The sequence below is a fragment of the Chryseobacterium sp. 7 genome, assembly GCF_003663845.1.
In the GTDB taxonomy this organism is placed as follows: domain Bacteria; phylum Bacteroidota; class Bacteroidia; order Flavobacteriales; family Weeksellaceae; genus Chryseobacterium.
Window position 1 is genome coordinate 2,999,264 of record NZ_RCCA01000001.1, and the last position, 22,148, is coordinate 3,021,411.

Genomic DNA, 22,148 nt, shown 5'->3' on the forward strand with positions numbered 1-22,148 from the left:
GAGTTACTAATTTTTAATTAGTTTTCCTTGTAATGATGTGTCTCCCGTCTGTACGATAACGATATAAACACCTTGCAGCCAGCTGGAAACTTCTACGTCTACCTCACCGGAAGCCGCTTTCACTTCTTTACGGAATTTGACATTGCCCATGGCATCAAAAACTGTAATCTGTTTTGCAAGTAATTTTTCATTACCCGTATTATACGAGATTTTCACTTTTTCCTTCGCAGGATTTGGTGTCATTTTCAGAGAAGAAACTGCTGTAGCGGTAACGCTTCTTGATGCACTTCTCATACCCATCCAGTCCGGATCTACCGCTTTGGTACTAAACTTACAAGTTTCATTATAGAATAAAACCTCGTCCGTACCCTGGAAGTTTGGATTCGGATAGAACGCCAATGGATTAGCATTCATATCATATACTCCTCCAGCCGGAATGGTAATAATAGAAGGAATATAAACTCCGTATCCATTAACACTTGTAACATTAAGACTTATAGGCTGCCCTCCTGTGTTGTAAATAGCACCATAAACGGCGTAGTGATCTCCAACCCACTTCATTCCTTTAATCTCTCCTTTAATCTTACAATCTGTTTCGTATCCGCATTCTTTACCAGGATAGTAATTCATAGTTCCGGATGTATACTGACATCCTAAATGATCAACCTGCAGTTGGTAGGTACCTGCATTTCCAATAGCTAATGGGAAGATGAAATCATTATTCCCACTCTGAATACTGTTTCCGAACAGCATCCAATCATGATGATCAAATACTCCTTTTGGTCCTATGATATAATTCTTTTCTCTAAGACATTCGTCATAGCATCCTGTAGGGAATACCCACATCAGGCTTTCAAGACTTAATGGTACTTCTACATAATTAGATACTTTACAACCGCTTGGAGCAGTATAAGTAACCTGGAATACTCCTCCTTCATTTACCGTAATAGTCTGACCAGACATTCCGTTACTCCAGTTATAATCTCCTGCAGACGGTCCTGATGCAGTTAACTGAATTCTATAAGGCTGGCAGCTCACCAAGCTATATGTAGCAGTAACACCTGATGGTGGGTTGCTTACTGTAAGGGTAAAGTTTTTAGAGCTTGTACATCCTGATGTACCCGGAGTTCTTACTTCCAGCGTATACACATAAGTACCTGCCGTTAATGATCCTGTACTTAAAGTAATCGGATAAGGAGCAGAGGCCCATGGTGTCACTACCGAACCTGCCTTTTTCCATTGGTACTCTAATGTATTATCTGTTACAAGACCAGTCAATACTGTAGAAGATCCTGCACAGATATTCGCTTTACCAGAAATATTTACATACGGAGCATTTTTAACTGTCACCGTTGCAGCTTTAGTACTCATGATGCTTGTTTTACAACCATCTGGCGATACCAATACCGGCCAGTAAGTTCCTGACTGAGTAGGTGTAAACGTCATTGAATTCGGTGCTCCCGGAACTTGCTGAGAACCATTCATCCAGATATACTGGCTGGCAGTTCCTACCGTACCATTAAATACAAGTGTAGGAACAGATCCTGCACAAGCAGTCACATTAATAGGTGAAATATTACCATTAATGAAGGCTTCTTTAACATTAACATTAATAATTGCCGAAGCATAAACACATTCATTAGGAGTGGTAATTTTCAATTGTATTGTTTTTGCACCACTCGTATTATAAGTAATAGTAGCAGCTGATGATCCTGAAGTTACATAAGATGTACCATCAAAATACCAGGTATATTTATAATTAGGGTTGTATCCCATTGCAGAGAATGTAATCGGCTCCCCTACACATAACCACGCAGGAACCAGGAAGCTGGTGTTCGGAACCGGATCCAATGTAATAGTCTTTGTAGTTGTACACGTTGGCTTACCTGGCGCAGACATTGTCATTGTGAAGGTATAAGTACCTGGCGCAAGGTTGTTATAAGTAGCCGTCTGCCCTGTTTGGGTTGGTAATCCCGGGCTGGTAAATGTATAGGTAATAGTAGATGGATTGATATCAAATATTGTAGAGTTGTTATATAGAGTCACATTATATCCATTACCACTACATACTGTACCAACGCTGAATTTAGGCTCGTAGTTCTTTCTTACTTCTACTGCTTTGCTGTACCAGCATGAACCATATCTTAAACGTACAAAAACAATATGTGCTCCTGCAAGAGTTGTCTGATATGTTGCTGTAGGCTGCCCCTGAGGGGAAGTTAAAGCAAGTACACTGTCTGATGACCATTCGATCTGATCAGGAGTTCCGCTATACGTTAAACCAGATGTAGAAATTGTATTACAGCCAGACCATGTAGCCGTAAAGTTGATCTGAGGATTTGCATTGCAACTTCCGCTGCTTGGGCAAAGCTGGCTCACATTAATGTTTTGTGAATAAACCACACAACCGTTAATATCTATAGCTCTTACTTTATAGGTTCCAAAAGCACCTGCACCCCCTATGGTATAAGAGTTGGTGGTAGCACCTGGTATCTGCGCATTGTTTTTGAACCACTGCCATGAAGTAATATTGGTAAGACCTGTAGAGCTATTAGCCGTAAGGGTATAAGGTGTCATTGTTGTAGGATCACATACCAGGATATTATATACCGGAGAAACCGTAATAATAGTTTCAGGATATATCGTAAAGACAGCACTTGCTGTAGGCTCATAATTACATCCGTTCGTTCCTTTATATTTCACAATAACAGTTTGGGAAACATTACTTCCTGAGTTATTTGTAATGTAATTGTTATTTGTGAAAGTGTAAATTCCTGATGCGTTGAAACCTCCAGGACCTGTAGAATAAACACTTCCGTTAGCAAATGTGAATGTTACTTCTGAAGCTGAAGTAATAGAACCTTGATTTACAGAGAATGTAAGATCAGAACCTAAACAGATTCCTCCAACATTTGTGAAGTTCACCACAGGAAGCGGCAATAATGATACCGGAATACTGATGACTTTTGTTACTCCACATTTTACAACTCTTAAGTTCAGCATGGTGCTGCTTGTTGAAGAAATTTCGTTGAAGTTTACCGTGATATTATTAGTACCCTGTCCTCCTACAACACTTCCAAAGTTTGCACTTCCGAATGTCCATTCCATAAAGTCAGGAACAATACCGTTCAGATTGGCTGTAAACGCCTGAGTACTGCTCGGGCAGAAAGGACCCGGATTAGGATTAATCGTAATTGTATTAAGATCCAGCGGCGCTACATTGAACGAAATTGGAGCCGAAAGACATCCTGCATTACTCATAGATTTATTCTGTGCAGACACCGCATACGATGAAGCACCTGTATTAAATATAACCGTTACAGAAGATCCTGCATTACTTCCCTGGATTGTTCCGTTCGTAACACTCCAAACTGGTACCATGCCTGCATCTACAGAGCTGATGGTATACACATAAGGTTTTCCAGGACATACTTTAGTCTCTCCTGAAATAGTTCCCGTAGGCGGCTGTGGAATTGGTAATACCTTAATAATTCTCGGATTACTTTCACAACCTCCTCCTTGCTTCACAGCAACAATAGTATAAGTACCTGCTGTTGTAAAAGGATAAGTAAATGGTCCGGATACCACTCCCGAAGTGACAGTAGATCCTCCTGTAGTTACTTTCCATATAACAGGTACATTAGGAGTAGCTGTAAATGTCTGGCTTGTTCCTGCGCAGATCTCATCTACACCACCACTTATGGTTACCGGCTGCTCTACTTCGATATCAATAGTAGCAATTCCTTCGCATGATAATAAAGTATTGAAGTAAGTAGCCTCAAGGTGATAAATTCCAGGCTGAGTTGCTGAGAAAACAATTTCATTTCTCTGTTGGGTATTGACCAACTGACCCGATCCAGGGCCTGATACATTCCAGTTAACTTTGGTTGTAGGCCATTGAGGAATAGAATAGGTATACTGCTTACCGGCACATACTTTCTCCTGTCCTTTCACTTTTGCATTCTTTAAAATCACAGGGATTTTAATAGTAGTCCATTCAGGACAAGCGCATTCAGACATATACATTACATATCCGAAACCATCCATAGGATCTACCTGATCCCAGACTACTTCAATTTCGTTACCGTTATTGTTTATAATGTTTCCACCAATAACTTTCCATTGTCCTTTGTTACATCCATCCTCTGCATTGTATTTCTCTGTACTTCCTTCGCATACTACAGAAGCACAGTTAATCTGTACAGGATAAGATTTCACTACCTTGATCTCTTTTTTATACCTGCTCTGGCATCCGCACTTATTGGTTACAGTAAGCTGGATGGTATAAGTACCAGGATTAGTATAGACGTGAGAAGGCTCAAAAGCGGTGGAAGTGGAAGTACTTCCATCCCCGAATTGCCAGAAATAATTGACAATATCTGATCCTCCGTTTTGTTCGGAAAGGTTATCAAAATACACTGTTGTATTGTTACATACGGTATAATCCAGATTCAGCAATTCAAATTTAGCAATAGGTCTGTTGATTTTTTCAATACAGATGGTCTGTGTTTCCACAGTTCCGTCGTTGTAAGTGATAACAGCCTGTAAAGAACCGTTACCGGCGGCACCCCACGTAACATACGCTAAGGTATTTCCGGCTCCGGAAATTGTAGCAGTTCCTCCGGAAACTGACCATTGTACGTTAGAAACGTTGGATCCCTGAACCAGATATTTTACAGGGTCTAGTGATTTCTCGCAGACGCGGAGACACTGGGCGGAATTGATGTAGGAACTTGCGATTCCGTTGTCAGGAACCTGACCTTCTTTTTCGCCGCGGAATTCCTGGCATCCGACCTCTTCGGTCCATGTAATTCGAGCTTGCGCTTGTAGTACCCAGGGTACCAAAAGCCAACATAGCAGGAGCCATCTGAAGACGTGCTGCCTACCAAAATAGGTGTTGTTTTTCATAGTTATTAAAAAAGTGTTATTAATTTTTTGTCAAATTAACAAAAAAATTAATACAAAAATCATTTAATAGTGAAAAAATAACATAATTTCACAACTGAAGACCAGTAATATAGATAAATACCTGCTTATATGTTATTTCACCCATATATTAGTTATCTAAAAAACTTCACTTTTCCCAGTAATTTAAAGCTTTAGACCCATTTTAAATAAATAAAATACCGCATATTAAACGTTGTTGAAAACCAAAAAAGCCATTATAAACACAAATTATGAATTTTATTAATAAAAAATGAATAATAAATTAAAAATAATAACAAGAAAAATTCATTAAAAAAAGAAAAAAAAATTAAGCGAAATCATCTTCTTTTTAAAACTTTTTTTATCTCCTGAATCTCTTTCCTTATCTGTTTTATGTAAATTGTTTCATTTCATGTAGAAATACCCTATAAACACTCATGAACGCCAGAAAAAGAGAATTACAGACAATACCAAAAATATTTTATCTTTGTTTCCTCAGGCATATCATAACTATTTTATTTGAAGACCTTCCCTATGAAAAACAACAGCTTTTTATCTTCTGCAAAAGGAATTTGCACCGTAGCTTTTTTAGCCTTAAATACATCTGTTTATGCTCAGAAAACAGTAGAGATTTCAACCATTTCAGAAAAAACACTCAATACCATTCTGGAAAAAAACAGAGCCTATTACACCCAGGGTAAAGTAGCAGATTACATACCTGAACTGGGAAAAATGGATGCTAAAGCCATTGCTTTTTCTTTGGTAGACAAAAACGGTAAAGTATTCAATACAGGCGATGTAAGTAAGAAATTTACCATGCAGAGCATTTCCAAAATCATATCATTAATGGTGGCTGTAAATGAAAAAGGAGAGGCCAATATTTTTGACAAAATGGGATATTTTGGTTCAGATAAGCCTTTCAACCATTTCTCAAACCTTGAAACTACAGGAAAACCGCTCAATCCAATGATGAATGCAGGAGCAATTCTTACCACTTCATTAATTTCCGGAGAAGGCGAAAAACCATTCCTTAAAATACTGGACATGGTAAGATATATCACCAAAAACCAGACAATAGATTATAACAAATCTGTTTACGAATCTGAAAAATCCACAGGACACCGCAATCGCGGAATGTTTTATATCATGAAAAACAGCGGGCTGATTTCAGGAAACGAAGACCAGCTGGACAACTATTTCAAACAATGCTCTATTGAACTTACTGCTGAAGACCTTGCCAAAATAGGATACTTCTTCGCTAACCAATGTGTAAGGTTCGATGGAGATTCTACTTACAAAAATGCTGACATAGCAAAACTGATAGAATCCCAAATGCTGACAGCCGGAATGTATGAGTTCAGTGGAGAATATTCCAGAATGGTAGGATTACCAAGCAAATCTGGTGTAGGAGGCGGAATTACCGTAAGCGTTCCGGGAAAAATGGGAATTGGGGTATTCAGCCCGTCTTTAGATCAGCATGGAAATTCATTGGCTGGATATCACATGATTTTAGACCTTGCCAAACAATATGGGTTAAGTATATTTTAAATTTTGTACATCATTAATTTATACATTATACCACCTTTTAACTGATATAACGCTTCCTTTTAAGGTTATTCATCAGAAAAAAAAACTTTAACGGTTAGCCTATTCAAAAACAGTAAGTAGATCAGATACTTACTGTTTTTTTTATGAATTTCGAAAAGATAATTTAATTATTTGTTAAAATCTATATCTGTTTATTTATCAAAAAGATAGACAAAGTTCATAAATAATTCAAATTAAATCACAGTATATTGATTAATTTTACATAAATTCGCTTATCCGTTTTATCAGATTGATAAAGACAATTTTCACATTTTCGAACCTTATTCGTGGTATATTATCTTTTTGTAATATACCCAAAAACAAATCTCCATTTTTTGAAATATTTTATTTTTTATTCCTATATTTGCTTAACATTTTTTTAACTATAACTATTTATAGTTAAAATTACTAAGATTGTATCGTCACGTTTCTAAGAATAAGAAAATAATAAATATACTTTAATAGCATTTGAACAATTGATATTTTATTATTAATAAATCATTATAAAATTTCAATTATGATTGAATATATATTATAATTTTATTATTTTTATTTCCTCATAACACAAAATCATTGGCAAAACCAGTGATATTGATGTTTTGTTATGAGATATCATTAACTATTCCTATACCGTAAATGCTATGAAAAACTTGACTAAAATCAGGCTAATGCCTTTTGAAAAGCCGGACATCACCCTTATACCAACCCATCTATTGACAAATAATAGATTGTTGAATAATTACCACAAAACGATTCAAATTGTTAACGATTTAACAAAAACCAATTTTATTATATCATAATAAAAAGCAACTGCCTTATAACCGAAAGGCAAAGCATTTTGCTATGAATCTCTTGCTATCATTCAATAATTATCACGCCATGAAAAACTTACCCATTATTGGATTGACGCCCTTTGAAAAACCAGACGTAACCCTTATTTCCAAACTGCATCAGGCGGGTGCATTTCCCGTTTTGAGTTTAGGAAATGAAATTACAACGGCACAGGAAGCGTTACATCAACTTGACCAGATAGACCTACCATCATATGGTATTTATTTTTCTAATGACAATTTCGCCTCTCTTCAAATCTCTGAAAAAGTAAGATTTGCGATCCTTCCGTTTGGAATGTCTAACCCCTCCACTCTGCCTGCAGTGTATCAGGTAAGCAGTTTGGAAGAAGCCAGACAAGCTGAACAGCTGGGAGCAGAAGGAATCATTATCAAAGGAAATGAAGCCGGCGGATTAGTAGGTTATGAATCCACGTTTGTGTTATTCCAGCGTGTGATCAAAGAAATACAGAGTATTCCGGTGTGGGTACAGGGAGGAATAGGTCTCCATACCGCAGCGGCATCAAAAGCATTGGGAGCAACAGGAATTGTACTGGACAGCCAATTGGCATTGTTCCCGGAAAGTTCAGTTCCTCAGGATCTGAAAGATGTATGCTCAAAACTGAATGGTACAGAAACTAAGGTAATCGCTAACCATCGTGTATTGGTAAGACCCAATTCCCCTGCCTTGCCTGAAAATACAACTGCGGAAGACCTTAAACAACATTTTACGGGGCTTGACCTTAGCACATGCTATATCCCTATGGGACAGGATATTTCATTAGCAACAGATCTGTATGAAGACTTCAGAACACTGAAAAAACTGATTTTCGGGTTCAAAGAAGCGATGCATGGCCATCTGAAACAGGCTAAAGCGCTAAAAGTAATTGATAAAAACAATTCTTTAGCACAAGAATTAGGTTTGAGCTATCCTATCGCTCAGGGTCCAATGACCCGTGTAAGTGATGTTCCTTCATTTGCCAATGCAGTAGCTGATGCCGGAGCTTTGCCCTTTGTTGCTTTATCTTTATTAAAAGGGGAACCTGCAAAATCTTTGGTAATGGAAACCAAGAAACTGGCTGGTGAAAAAACATGGGGTGTTGGTATTCTTGGATTTGCTCCGCAGGAATTAAGAGAAGAACAGACTTCATATATATTAGAAGCGAAACCTCCAGTAGTTTTGATTGCCGGAGGAAGACCCGCTCAGGCCAAAGTATTTGAAAAAGCCGGAATAAAATCATTCTTACACGTTCCTTCTCCCGCCCTACTGGATATTTTCCTGAAAGAAGGAGCTAAAAACTTCATTTTTGAAGGACGTGAGTGCGGAGGACACGTAGGCCCTCTTTCGAGTACTGTTCTTTGGGAAAAACAAATTGAACGTATCTTAAAAGAAGACCACCCAGAAAATATAAGTGTCTTTTTTGCAGGAGGAATTCACAATGCTTTTTCAACTGCATTTGTTTCCATCATGGCTGCGCCATTGGCTGCAAGAGGAGTGAAAATTGGAGTATTGATGGGTACTGCCTATCTGTATACGTATGAAGCTGTAGAAACCGGGGCTATTCAGGAAGAATTCCAAGCTCAGGCAATGCAGGCAAAAGATACCGTTTTATTGGAAACAGCTCCGGGCCATGAAACCCGTTGCTTAAATACAGCTTTTGCTCACCACTTCAATACCGAAAAAGCAAAACTCCTGGCTGCCGGAATGGATAAAAAACAAGTATGGGAACAGCTTGAAAAATTAAATGTTGGCCGTTTACGTATTGCGGCTAAAGGCATAGAACGCCAAGGTGATAAATTAGTCAACATTCCTAAAGATGATCAATTAGACTTAGGAATGTACATGATCGGACAGGTTGCTACGATGCATAACCGTGTGGTCTCATTAGCCGCTCTACATCAAAGTGTGGTAGACAATTATGAATATATTCAGAGCGCTGCATTATCAGAAGAACCTGTTTCTACAGAAAAGCCTTTGGATATTGCTATCGTAGGAATGGAATGTATCTTCCCGGGTGCTAAAAACCTAGATGAATACTGGAGAAATATCATTTTAGGAAAAGACAGTGTTACCGAAGTACCGGATGAAAGATGGAATAAAGACCTTTATTACAAACCGAATTCCAACGAATCGGATGTATCTCATTCCAAATGGGGAGGATTTATTCCAAAAATTGATTTCGATCCATTGGCATTTGGTATTCCGCCACAATCTCTTGCTGCTATTGAACCTACGCAATTGTTAACATTATTGGTTGCAAAACGTGCAATGGAAGATGCAGGATATGGCGAAAAACACATTAACAGAGAAAACATTTCTGTGATTATAGGCGCTGAAGGAGGTAACGACCTTGCTAACAGCTATAGTTTCAGAGGATATTATAAACAGGTTTTCGGAGAACTTCATGAGGAAGTCAAAGAAGCTTTCCCATATACTACTGAAGATTCTTTCCCAGGTATTCTTGCCAATGTAATCGCAGGTAGGATTACGAACAGATTAGATCTTGGTGGCAGAAACTTTACCGTAGATGCAGCTTGTGCTTCTTCTCTGGCAGCTATCGATCTTGCTTGCCAGGAACTTGTATTAGGAAAATCTGATATGGTTCTTGCTGGAGGAGCAGATTTACACAACGGAATTAATGATTACCTGATGTTCTCCAGCACGCATGCTCTATCCAGAAAAGGAAGATGCGCCACATTTGACGGTGATGCAGACGGTATTGCTCTTGGAGAAGGTATTGCGATCCTTGTTTTAAAAAGATATGAAGATGCAGTACGCGATGGTGACCGTATTTATTCAGTCATCAAAGGAGTTGGAGGATCCAGTGATGGAAAAGCGCTGGGATTAACCGCTCCTAGAAAAATAGGCCAGGTAAGAGCATTAGAACGCGCTTATTCCCAAGCTGGGATCAGTCCTGCTTCCGTAGGCCTTGTAGAAGCGCACGGTACGGGAACAGTAGTAGGTGACAAAACCGAACTTAGTGCACTTACTAACTTATTCAGCCGTTCGGGAGCTTTACCGGGTCAAACTCATTTAGGTTCTGTGAAAACACAGATTGGGCATACTAAATGTGCGGCAGGATTAGCAGGATTAATCAAAGCTTCGCTTGCAGTATATCACGGAGTAAAACCACCTACCCTTCATCTTCAGCAACCTAATGCGTATTATAATGCAGCAACCAGTCCATTTGCATTTCATGCAGAAAGTGGATTATGGGGTGAAAAGAACCGTTATGCAGGAATCAGTGCTTTCGGATTTGGAGGAACCAATTTCCATACCGTTATTGCGAACCATCCTAAGCAGGATAATTCAATTGCAATGCAGTCGTGGCCTTCAGAATTGTTTGTATTCCGTGGAGATACTTATGAAGAAGCTAAAGGACAATCAAGCCAGATTAAGGCATTATTAGAAATTAACGATGGTATTCCATTAAAAGATATTGCTTACAGTTTAAGCATCAGTTCAGAAAAGCCAATCCAGTTCAGTATTGTTGCCGACACCGCTGAAGACCTGATGATGAAGCTCGAACTGGTATTGCTAGGGATTGAGACAAAAGATACTTTTACGGTGAATAAAAAAGAAGGTAAAGTAGTCTTTACATTCCCGGGACAGGGCAGCCAGAGAATCAATATGGCTCGTGACTTATTCGTAGTTTTCCCTGCAATGCGTAAGATTATTGATGAGTATCCTGAACTTGAAAAAGTGGTTTTCCCATCTAAAACCTTTAATGAAGCTGATTTAAAGCAACAAAAAGAAACTATTAAAGATACCCGTTTAGCGCAACCTCTTTTAGGAATTGTTGATCTTGCATTGGCTAAATTCTTAGAATCATTAGGTATTATTCCTGATATGCTGGCTGGCCACAGCTATGGTGAAATACCGGCTTTATGCTTTGCAGGGGTATTTGGAGAAGATAAATTGGTTGACTTAAGTGTTAAGAGAGCTCAATCTATTTTAGATTCAGTAGAAGGCGGAGATCCCGGTTCAATGCTGGCAGCAAGTGCTACTCCGGAACGTTTACAGCCTATTATTGCTAAAGTGGAAGGATGTTATCCCGTGAACTTTAATACTCCTACTCAATGTGTGATTGCAGGAAGTACGGAAGCCATCAATAAGTTACTGGAAGTACTTAAACAAGAAGGTATTTCTGCTAAAAAACTGGAAGTAGCATGTGCATTCCACAGCCCATTATTGGCAAAATCCAAAGGTTTGTATGCTGAAGTATTGAAAGACGTTCCTTTCCAGGAAATGCAGATTCCTGTATGGTCTAATACTACAGCAGAAGTATATCCTTCAAATCCATCAGAAATAAAAGAAAGACTTACTGACCATCTGGTACAGCCTGTAAGATTTGTAGAACAGCTTCAGGCCATGTACAATGATGGTGCAAGAATCTTCATCGAAGTAGGACCAGGAAAAGTACTTACCGGATTGACCAAATCATGCCTGGAAAAAGACCAGCTGACCTTATATGTTGAAGACAACAGCCGTAATAAATTCAGTCACCTGCTTTGCATGCTGGCACAATATTTAGGTACAGGCAGAAGCTTTAAAATTGATAAACTTTTTGACGGCAGAAGTGTTATGATCATTGATCTTAACCAGCCTGAGCTTTACAAGAAAAGCCCTGCTATCTGGCGTGTTAACGGGCAAACAGCCCACCCAACAACTGGTAATCTGCCATCTAATGGTGCATTGCCACTTATAAACCCAATTCCCATGAACAACTTTACGAATAACCCACAGGCACCCGCAACGGAAGCTCAGTCTACTGCTGAACGCATGTTGCAGGAATATTTGAACAGCATGAAATTAATGATACAGGCACAGCGTGATGTGATGCTTTCCTTTATGGGACAGAATCCTCAGGCATTCCCTGCTCCTGTATACCATTCACCAGCACCAGCTGCTCTCCAACCTATATCTACGATTCCGGTTCAACCTGTTCATCAGGAACCCGTAGCTGTGGCTCCTGTAAAGCAAGCTCCTTCAAAAGATATCAGGTCTTTATTACTACAGGTGGTAAGCGATAAAACAGGATATCCTCAGGAAATGCTGGGCATGGAAATGGATCTTGAAGCTGATTTAAGTATTGATTCCATTAAAAGAGTAGAAATCATCGGAACACTTCGTAACGAATTGGGAACTCTGGGCAATGGAAACACCAGTGAAGATACCGTTATGGAACAATTAGCAGGAATCAAAACCTTAAGTGGTCTTGTTTCATGGCTTACTGAATTTTCAGGAGCTGAAACAATTGCTGCTTCAGAAAAAAACGGATCAGCCGTTGAATCTTCAGCTTCAAAACCACAAATTCAACCAGCATTCTCACTTGAAGATCTTCAGAATGCTATTTTGAATATTGTAAGTGAGAAAACAGGATATCCAAAAGAAATGTTAGGTCTTGATCTTGATCTGGAAGCGGATTTGAGTATAGATTCTATCAAACGTATGGAAATCATCAGCGACCTTAAAACCAAAATAGTTTTTGGGCAAAACCTTGAGCAGGCTGATGATGTCATGGAAAAACTGGCTGCTATTAAAACACTTCGCGGTCTGGCAAGCTGGATCAATGAAATGAATGGTGAAACCAATGAGACTGCTCATGAAGCAAAAGAAGCAAACACTTCAGAACCAGCTCAAAATGTACTTTCACGTCTTCGTTTTGACATTACTCCAACCGATGCTTCTTTAGTACAAAACACAGAAGTATTACAGGGAAAACGTTTTGCCATTACCCAAGATGACAACAAACAAACCTCGGCGATCAAAGAAGCTTTAGAAAAACATGGAGCCATTGTAGAACTGGTAGATACAGACAAAGATCTTTCAAATATTGATGGATTAATTATGCTGGACCTATTCTCATCAACCGATAAACCAAGCATTATTGATCATGTAGATCTAATCAAGAAACTGGATTTTGACAAAGCGAAATGGGTATATCTTATCTCTGACATTACGGCTCATCTTCAGGAAATCTCTGATGTAAGCGTATTACGCCACCACCAGGGATATCCGGGACTTTTCAAAAGTTTAGCCAGAGAATTTGATAATACAACTTGTAGATTAATCAGCCTGAGTACTCCTCAGGAAGTAGACCAGATTGCTGAAATTACTTTAAAAGAGATTCTTACCAACGATAAACCTGCTGAAGTTATTTATAAAAATGATCAGAGACACAAAGTAGACATCATTCCTTCTCCACTATCAACGAGCTTACATGAAGCGCACATCCAGCTAGATCAAAAATCTGTGGTACTGGTACTTGGAGGTGCACAGGGAATCACTGCTGAATTGGTAAAACATATGTCTCAGGCTTATCCTTGTACTTATATTCTGGTAGGAAGATCAGCGGATCCAAGAAATGATATTTCTGCAAAAGACTTTGAAGGAATGAAAACCAAAGAAGAAATCAGAGGCTTCCTGATTAAGTCCGGTCAATTCACTTCTCCTTCAGAAATAGAAAAAGAAACAACGAAGATTTTCAAAAACAATCAGATCCTGCGCACCATTCGCGATATGGAAAACCTTAGAAATACCATCGTCTATCAATCACTGGATCTTTGTGACGAAGAAGGATTAAGTAATCTGATCAGCAGTATCTATGAAAAATACAACCGTCTGGATGGAGTGATTCATGGAGCAGGTCTTTTAGAAGATAAATTATTCAAACAAAAGACAACAAGCTCTTTCGGACGTGTATTTGATACCAAAGTGAAACCACTTCGTGTATTAGCAGAACAGCTTCGTTCAGACTGCCAGTTTGTAGTATTATTCTCAAGCATCGCTTCCGTATACGGTAACAAAGGGCAGACAGATTATGCTGCGGCCAACAGCGTACTGGATGATTATGCAAATGCTTTAAACAAAAGATTAAAAGGAAAAGTAATCTCGATCAACTGGGGACCATGGAAAGGTGCCGGAATGGTCTCTTCCACTCTTGAATCGGAATACGAACGCAGAGGTATTTCTATGATCCCATTGGATGAAGGAAAAGAAATCTTCCTTAACGAGATCAAATACGGAACGGAAAGCCAGGTGCTGATCATGTCAGGAAATAATTGGTAAAACGCTGCATAAACTCAATATGAAACAAACAGATGTTGCTGTAATTGGTTTATCCTGTGTCTTTCCCGGGGCACAGGATGCCAACACTTTTTGGCAGAATATTGTCAATAAAGTCGATTCTACCGAGCCGGCTCCGGCTGATCGGATAGATCCGGTTCATTTCAGTGATGCGACAAGTCCCGTTGACCGTTTCTACTGTCAGCGCGGAGGGTTTATCCCTGATTATACTTTCGATCCTACTGCATTTGGTATTCTGCCATTGGCTGTTGAAGGAACGGAACCTGACCATTTGCTTACCCTTGATCTGGTACAGAAAGCGCTTGAAGATGCCGGAGTATTCCAAAAGAATATCTCTCTTGAAAAAGCGGGAATTATTATTGGTAAAGGAAATTATACTGGCCCGGGTGCTACCCGTGCTATTGAAATCGTGAGAACCGGAGAACAGATTTCTTCATTGTTACAGGAATTGCTGCCTCAGGTTTCTTCTGCAGATATTGAAAAAGTAAAACATGCTTTTCAACAGCGCAAAGGACGTTTTGCAGCCGATACTGCGATGGGATTAATTCCCAATCTTGTTGCCTCTCTTGTTGCCAACCGCTTCAATTTAGGAGGCGCTGCGTTCACTGTAGATGCCGCTTGTGCCTCTGCATTGATTGCTGTAGATCATGCCGTACAGGAACTTCAGAGAGGTCGTTCCGATATTATGATCGCAGGAGGTGTGCACACAGGACAGAATGCTGCTTTCTGGAGTATTTTTGCTCAGCTGGGAGCCATGTCACGCCAACAACAAATCAAACCGTTCAGTAGTGATGCTGATGGTCTGTTGATCGGTGAAGGTTGTGGTTTTGTAGTCTTAAAAAGACTGGAAGATGCCGTTCGTGATCAGGATAAAATCTATGCAGTGATCAAAGGTGTGGGCGTAAGCAGCGATGGTACCGGTACCAGCGTAATGAGTCCGTCCGTAAAAGGGCAGTTAAAAGCTTTAGAACAAGCCTGGATCAATGCTGATTTAGATAAAAATAAAGTGGGATATCTTGAAGCTCATGGCACAGGAACACCCCTTGGAGATAAAACAGAACTTCAGACCTTAGCCCAGTTCTTCGGAAAAGAAGAAACGGCTCCGGCTGCGGGTATCGGATCTGTAAAGTCCAATATCGGGCATGCTATGCCAGCAGCCGGAATTGCAGGATTAATTAAAACCTGTCTTGCCTTACATCATGATACTTTACCACCAACATTGTACTGTGAAAATCCAACAGCGGATATGCAGAACACAAGGTTTGAGCCTGTACAGGAAGCCAAAAACTGGTCAAAAACCGGACTGCCAAAAGTAGCTGCAGTGAATGCTTTCGGATTCGGAGGGATCAATGCTCACGTTGTTTTGGAAGGCTATAATATGCCGAAAAAAGACCATGTATTGATATTGGCAAGACCTACCCATGAAGACCTGCTTTCAGCATTACAAAATAATGAAACGACCATTGGTGAAGGAGACTTCAGAGTGGCGATCTTCGATCCTACTCCTGCAAGAGTAGAAAAAGCCATTAAAATTGTTTCCAAAAACCTTACCTGGAAAAACAAACAGGATATCTGGTATACCTCTACCCCATTATTAAAAGATGGCGGTAAAGTAGCCTTTGTGTTCCCTGGACTGGATGGTTTGGCAAAAGGTGAAGTGGAAACGGTAAGCCGTTATTTTGGACTTACAGCTCCTATTGAAACGGAAGGTGAAGGACTTTTAACCGATGCTTTAAACATTTTCAATAACTGTAGTATCCTCGATAATTCACTGAAAAAACTAGGAATTATACCGGATATGAATGCCGGACACAGTTTAGGAGAATGGCTGGCCGGTTACTCTTCAGAATTAGCAGAAGCCAACTCTGTAAAAGCCTTAATTGATGTACTGAATCCTGAAACTTTTGAATTAAAAGATTCCAAATTCATCGCTATAGGAGCCGGAATTGATGTGATAAAACCTTTTATTGCAGAAATTTCAAATCTCTATGTTTCCAATGACAACTGCCCTAATCAGGTGATTCTTTGCGGAAGCAACGCAGCTTTGGATGAATTGGTTCCTTTGTTAAAAGCAAAACAGATTTTCCATCAGGTGCTACCGTTCCAATCAGGATTCCACTCTCCTTTTATCGCTGATAAACTGGATGTGATCCTTGCGGGAATGGAAAAAGCACAGTTCCAGCAGACGAAAATACCATTGTGGTCTGCTACTACACTAGAACCTTATCCTTCAGATCAGGCAGCGATCAGAAAACTGAGTGCTGAGCATTTGGTAGAACCCGTTCGTTTCCGTGAGCTGACCGATAAATTATACGAAGAAGGTGCAAGAGTATTCATTCAGGTGGGTACCGGAGGATTGATCGGATTTATTGATGATACTTTAAAAGGAAAAGCATTCAGTACGATTGCTTCCAGCGTTCCAACCCGTTCTGCATTAGCGCAGTTACAACGTGTAGTCGCTTCACTATTCGTAGAAGGTAAAACAATTGCCCTTGACTTTTTAGAGATTCAGAATCATTCGAAAAGACCGTCAGGAAAAGGCATTAAACTGGAATTAGGTTCTCCTATTATCCGTAATTTTAAAGAAGTGAAAGCTTTGGCTCAGTCTTTTGACACGCCAAAACAATATACAGCAACAGCTTCGGCTATTGCCACAAAAAGCGGCCACCCGCTGGTACAGGCATTCCAGGATAACGTTGCCGATATGATCCGTATGCAGGAAGAAGTATTGACTTTATTCCAAAACCGTCCGGAAATCACAATCCAACGCTCTGCAGCTCCAATAACACATGTTGCTTCAAAAGCACCAAGAAGTACAACCTTCTCAAAAGACCTGTATGTAACTCTGGAAAGCCATCCTTATCTGATCGACCACAGTTTATTGAGACAGCCTAAAGGATGGGCTCATGTTGCAGATATGGAACCGGTGATTCCGATGACGATGATCTTCGAACAGCTTGCTGAAATTGCGGAAGCTGAAGTTCCGGAAACATTGGTGCATAAAATCATGAATGTAAGCGTATTCCAATGGATGAACGTTGCCAAACCTTTCGAAAAAACCGTAAAAGGAGAATGGCGCTCTCAAAACCACGCCTATCTTGATATTGAAAATTTTGCCAATGCAGAAGTAATTTTAAAATCAGCTTCTGTTCCAACCCCTGATTTCAATCTTTCCATCGGTAATCTTTTACCTATCGAAAGAACCCCTGAAGAAATCTATGACATGCACATGTTCCATGGAGATAAATACCAGGGAATTACTGAAGTTTCAGCCGTTGGAGACAAAGGAATTATCGGAAAAATAAAAGGAAATGGTGGTAAAGGTTCATTACTGGACAATGCAGGACAGTTATTCGGGCTTTGGCTGCAGCTTACTTTGGTGAAAGACCGTATTGCATTCCCTGTAAAAATCAGAGATATTGAATTCTTCGGAGATATGCATGATCAGGAAGGTATTTTTGAATGCACCTGTATGCTAACGGAGCTTAATGATGAATTTGCCATCGCCGATATCATCCTGAAAAGAGACGGAAAAGTTTGGTGCGCCATTACCGGCTGGCAGAACAGAAGACTGGAAATTGATGCCGCTTTATGGAATGTTTCCATGTCACCGCTGCACAACCGTCTTTCGGAAGAGATTGCTTCTGAAGTTTTCTTCTTCCACCAAGCCTACACCAGAGTTGCTTCATGGGATTTTATCCTGAAAAGATATTTCAACCAAACGGAAAAACAGCATCACCAGCAGTTATTACCCAACAAAAAGAAAAACTGGATGGTAAGCCGTGTAGCAGTGAAAGATGCCGTAAGAAATCTCCTTCGTCAGGAAAAAAACCATGCCTGCTTCCCGATCACGTTTGAAATCCGTTCCGATGAAGTAGGAAAGCCTTACCTCATCAGTGATTTTACAGAAGACATTCATATTTCTTTAGCTCACAAAGGAAAAGAAGCCGTAGGAATTGCGAGATATGGAAAATCTGTAGGAATTGATATGGAACTGATGGAAGAGCGCAGCTCAGGATTCTACGACATGGTATTTACCGACAAAGAATTAGCCTTATTAAAAGACAGAAACCAGGCAGAATGGACCACCCGTTTCTGGGTAGCCAAAGAAGCTTACGGAAAGTTCCTCGGAACAGGACTGAAAGGAAATCCTAAAGCCTTCGAAGTCGAACTTATAAAAGATGATCACCTGTGGATCAACAACATTGAAATCAAAACTATTAAACATAAAAATTATATTATCGGATGGACACTGTAAACGCAACATTAAAAATGAACCACGAAGAACTTTTTATTTTATTAAAAGGTTTTATTACTGAAGTGATAGGGGCTGAATTTGTAGAAGAGATGGATATTACTCCTGAAAGTTCATTCACCAAAGATCTTGAAATGGACAGCATTGAAATTGTCTCTTTCTCTGAAAAGATCAAGGCGCATTTTGGCGATCAGATCGACTTTACGGGTTGGTTATCATCTATGGATCTTGACCAGCTGATTAATCTTGACCTTAGTATGATCATCAATTATATCTACGAATGCCAATAATCACTGTCAATAACAGACAAGTTCATATACAGGAACTCAACAAAGGAGCCGAACAAACCGTGGTACTCATCCACGGTATGTTCAGTAACCTGTCCATTTATTATTTTAATATTGCCCCTGTGCTGGCAAAGCATTTCCATGTGGTGATGTACGATCTGAAGAGTCACGGTATGAGTGAACGCTTTTTGGACGGGTACGATCTTGACAACATGTCATCCGATTTAATAGGTTTAATAGATCACCTTCAACTGGAAAAAGTACACCTTGTCGGCTATAGTTTCGGAGGTCTTATTGCGTTGAAAACAGCTTTAGAATATCCTAACCGCGTCAATCAGCTCGTGGTGATGGAAGCTCCGGATCCTCAGGATGAAAAAGCCCGTACCATCATTGATGAATACAGCAAAGAATTTCTTGAGCACTACGTCGCCAACTTTACAGATACCACCAAAGTACAGATGGGTAAAAGACAAATGGAAAAGAATCATCGTATGTATGAATTTCTGTTTAATCAAACCACCATTAAAGCAGATATGATCAGGGAAAAACATTTTCTTGGTGAAGCTGACTTCAAAGGATTGGAAACTTCCACTTTATTGCTTTATGGCGCTGATTCCAACTGCAGACCTACCGGTGAGTGGCTTCAGTCTCAAATCAGCGGATCTGAACTTGAATTAATCCAGGGCGATCATAATATTCCTATCCAGGAACCTCAGCTCATCGCTGAAACAATCGCTCAATTTTTATCTAAAATTTTAACACAAAACCATGGCTAAATTTGCATTTATAGTTCCACCATTGACAGGACATGTCAACCCTACCTTAAGCATAGGTGCTACTCTACTGGAAAGAGGACATGAAGTAGCCTGGATCAGCCTTGACCCTGCGTTAGAGGCTAAACTTCCCGAGGGAGGAAAATTATTACTGATCCAGTACGATCAGACCGACGAAGAAAAAAAAGAAAGTGAACAATATCTCGATATTATTTCCAAAAAAGTAGTGTATGGCATAGACAGCGTTAAGTTCCTGTACGAAGAGGTTCTTATTCCGCTGAACAGACATTGCTATAACGGTATTGTTTCATTATTAAAAATAGAGCAGCCTGATTTGATTATCGGGGATCATCAGTTATTTGCAGCCCCTGTTGCCGCAAAGACTCTTGGAATACCTTATGCCACATCCGTTACCGCTCCGGCCGCCATTAAAATTATGAATGAGCTACCAAAAGTACACGAGTGGGAAGTAAATCAGATCCTAGATTTACAGAAAGAACTCGGTTTCCAGGAAGAACGCTCTCTGGCAACCTCTGACCTATTAACGCTTGTTCTTACTTCCAATTATTTCTTTGGGGAAATGGAAGATCTGCCTTCTCAATATAAGTTCACAGGTCCCGTTCTTACCGAAAGACGCGTTTCATGTGAGTTTGACTGGGAAAAGTTGAAAAGCAAAAATAACAAAAAGATCCTGGTAAGCATTGGTACGACCTTCGATCACGATCATAAAAAAGCCTTTTTCCAAAAGGTCGTTGATGCCTTTAAAGATGAAGACCTAACCGTTGTAGTGGTTTCCGATCCTCAGCTTTTCGAGCAGTGGCCGGATAACTTTATGGTGTATCAGCAGGTTCCTCAGCTGGATCTGTTACCTCATCTGGATGGTGTGGTTTGCCATGGCGGTCACAATACCGTATCCGAAACGCTATCCCACGGTATTCCTTTGGTAGTGATCCCGATTGCCTATGACCAGTCTCATGTTGCCGGACGTGTTGTACGTACAGAAGCAGGTGAACGTCTTAATTTTAACAGATTTAAAGGAAACCACCTGAGAGAAGCTGTACAGCAGATTCTGAATAATCCAGGCTACAAAGAAGCGGCTCAGAAAGTAGGACAATCTTTTGTGGAAGCTGGAGGTTCTGCTACAGCAGCCAACTTATTGGAGCAAGCGATATTGAAGGCTTCAAAACCTGAAAAACCATCAAAATTTTTATTCGTAGTTCCTCCGTTTTTCGGACACGTGAGTCCTACTTTAAGTGTGGGAGCAAGTTTAATTGCCCGTGGCCACGAAGTAAAATGGTTCGGAATTACCCCTTTAGACAACAAACATATTCCGGAAGGAGGTTCTTATTTCTATCCTGAAGAAGATCTTGTTCCTTACCAGGAGGAAATTGCCCGTATTTTAAAAAGACAGGATGACGGACCCGCATGCTCCGGACCTGAAGTGATGAAACTGGCTCTGGAAGAAACGTATGTTCCTTTTGCTAAAATGATGATGCCGGGATTAACCAGACTGACAGAAAGCTGGATGCCGGATGTTATTGTAAACGACTGTATCACTTTCGGAGGGGCTCTTTTCGCTCACAAACATAATATTCCTTGTGTAACAACAACACCTGTTCCACCGGATGTGATGGGAGATACGGAAAAAAGTGCTCCTAAAATCTGGGAATGGCAACAGAACTTAATCAAAGATCTTCAAAAAGAAGTAGGCATTCATGAAGAAGGAATTTACATCCATTCTCATAAACTGAATATGGTGTTTACTTCACAGGCTTTCGCTGGTTTTGAAACCGTTCCTTCCCATATGAAATTCGTAGGTCCGGTAAAAGGCCGCCCGAACGATGCTCCATTTGACTGGGATAAACTGAATGCATCTACCACTCCGAAGATATTTGTATCATTAGGAACACTGTTGGTAGACATCAGAAAAGCGTTCTTTGAAAAAATCATCGCTGCCTTTAAAGACCAGCCGATTACCGTAATTGCCGCTACTCCACCGGAAATCTTTGAAGAATGGCCGGATAACTTCATCGTGAACAGCTTCGTACCTCAATCTGCAGTGATGCAGCGAATGGATATGGTAATTTGCCACGGTGGTTTCAATACCGTTAATGACACTTTCCGCAACGGATTACCGATGTTGATCACTCCTATCGCCTATGATCATTTCCATATTGCAAAACTGATTGAGCAGGCAGGCTGTGGAATCAGTATCCGATACAAAAGACTTCGTGTAGATACTCTTCGTGAAACCGTTTTTGAACTGTTGGAAAATCCGAAATACAGAACTGCTGCCCAGGAAGTAAGAAACACATTTACCCTTGCCGGAGGTAATGATAAAGCGGTAGAACTGTTAGAAAACTTTGTACAGGAACATTCAACATTAGCTTCCGTATAGCCTAT

Annotated in this window: 7 protein-coding genes; 6 read left to right on the forward strand and 1 reads right to left on the reverse strand. The window is 40.0% G+C overall.

Going from position 1 to position 22,148, the window contains the following annotated elements:
- Positions 1–6 precede the first annotated feature (6 nt).
- Positions 7–4,908 (reverse strand): PKD domain-containing protein, encoded by a 4,902-nt coding sequence (locus CLU97_RS13800; RefSeq protein ID WP_121488443.1) that lies wholly within the window; start codon positions 4,906–4,908, stop codon positions 7–9.
- Positions 4,909–5,460: 552 nt separating this feature from the next.
- Here CLU97_RS13800 and glsA point away from each other — a divergent pair.
- The 6 genes from glsA (at position 5,461) to CLU97_RS13830 (ending at position 22,143) form a co-directional block, all read left to right on the forward strand.
- Entirely contained in the window at positions 5,461–6,474 is a 1,014-nt protein-coding gene (gene glsA / locus CLU97_RS13805; RefSeq protein ID WP_121488444.1) for a glutaminase A, read from the forward strand.
- A 918-nt stretch (positions 6,475–7,392) separates the two neighbouring features.
- Positions 7,393–14,412 carry a type I polyketide synthase gene (locus CLU97_RS13810; RefSeq protein WP_121488445.1) on the forward strand — a complete coding sequence of 2,340 codons (7,020 nt, stop codon included), beginning with the start codon at positions 7,393–7,395 and terminating at the stop codon, positions 14,410–14,412.
- Positions 14,413–14,431: 19 nt separating this feature from the next.
- Positions 14,432–18,688 carry a type I polyketide synthase gene (locus CLU97_RS13815; RefSeq protein WP_121488446.1) on the forward strand — a complete coding sequence of 1,419 codons (4,257 nt, stop codon included), beginning with the start codon at positions 14,432–14,434 and terminating at the stop codon, positions 18,686–18,688.
- Positions 18,676–18,975, forward strand: coding sequence for an acyl carrier protein (locus CLU97_RS13820; protein ID WP_110366628.1), 300 nt, complete (start codon positions 18,676–18,678; stop codon positions 18,973–18,975). The genes CLU97_RS13815 and CLU97_RS13820 overlap by 13 nt, the downstream gene beginning before the upstream one ends.
- Positions 18,966–19,748: an alpha/beta fold hydrolase gene (locus CLU97_RS13825; RefSeq protein ID WP_121488447.1), complete on the forward strand. Its 783-nt coding sequence runs from the start codon at positions 18,966–18,968 to the stop codon at positions 19,746–19,748. The genes CLU97_RS13820 and CLU97_RS13825 overlap by 10 nt, the downstream gene beginning before the upstream one ends.
- Positions 19,741–22,143, forward strand: coding sequence for a glycosyltransferase (locus tag CLU97_RS13830; RefSeq protein ID WP_121488448.1), 2,403 nt, complete (start codon positions 19,741–19,743; stop codon positions 22,141–22,143). Before CLU97_RS13825 ends, CLU97_RS13830 begins: the two co-directional genes overlap by 8 nt.
- Positions 22,144–22,148 lie beyond the last annotated feature (5 nt).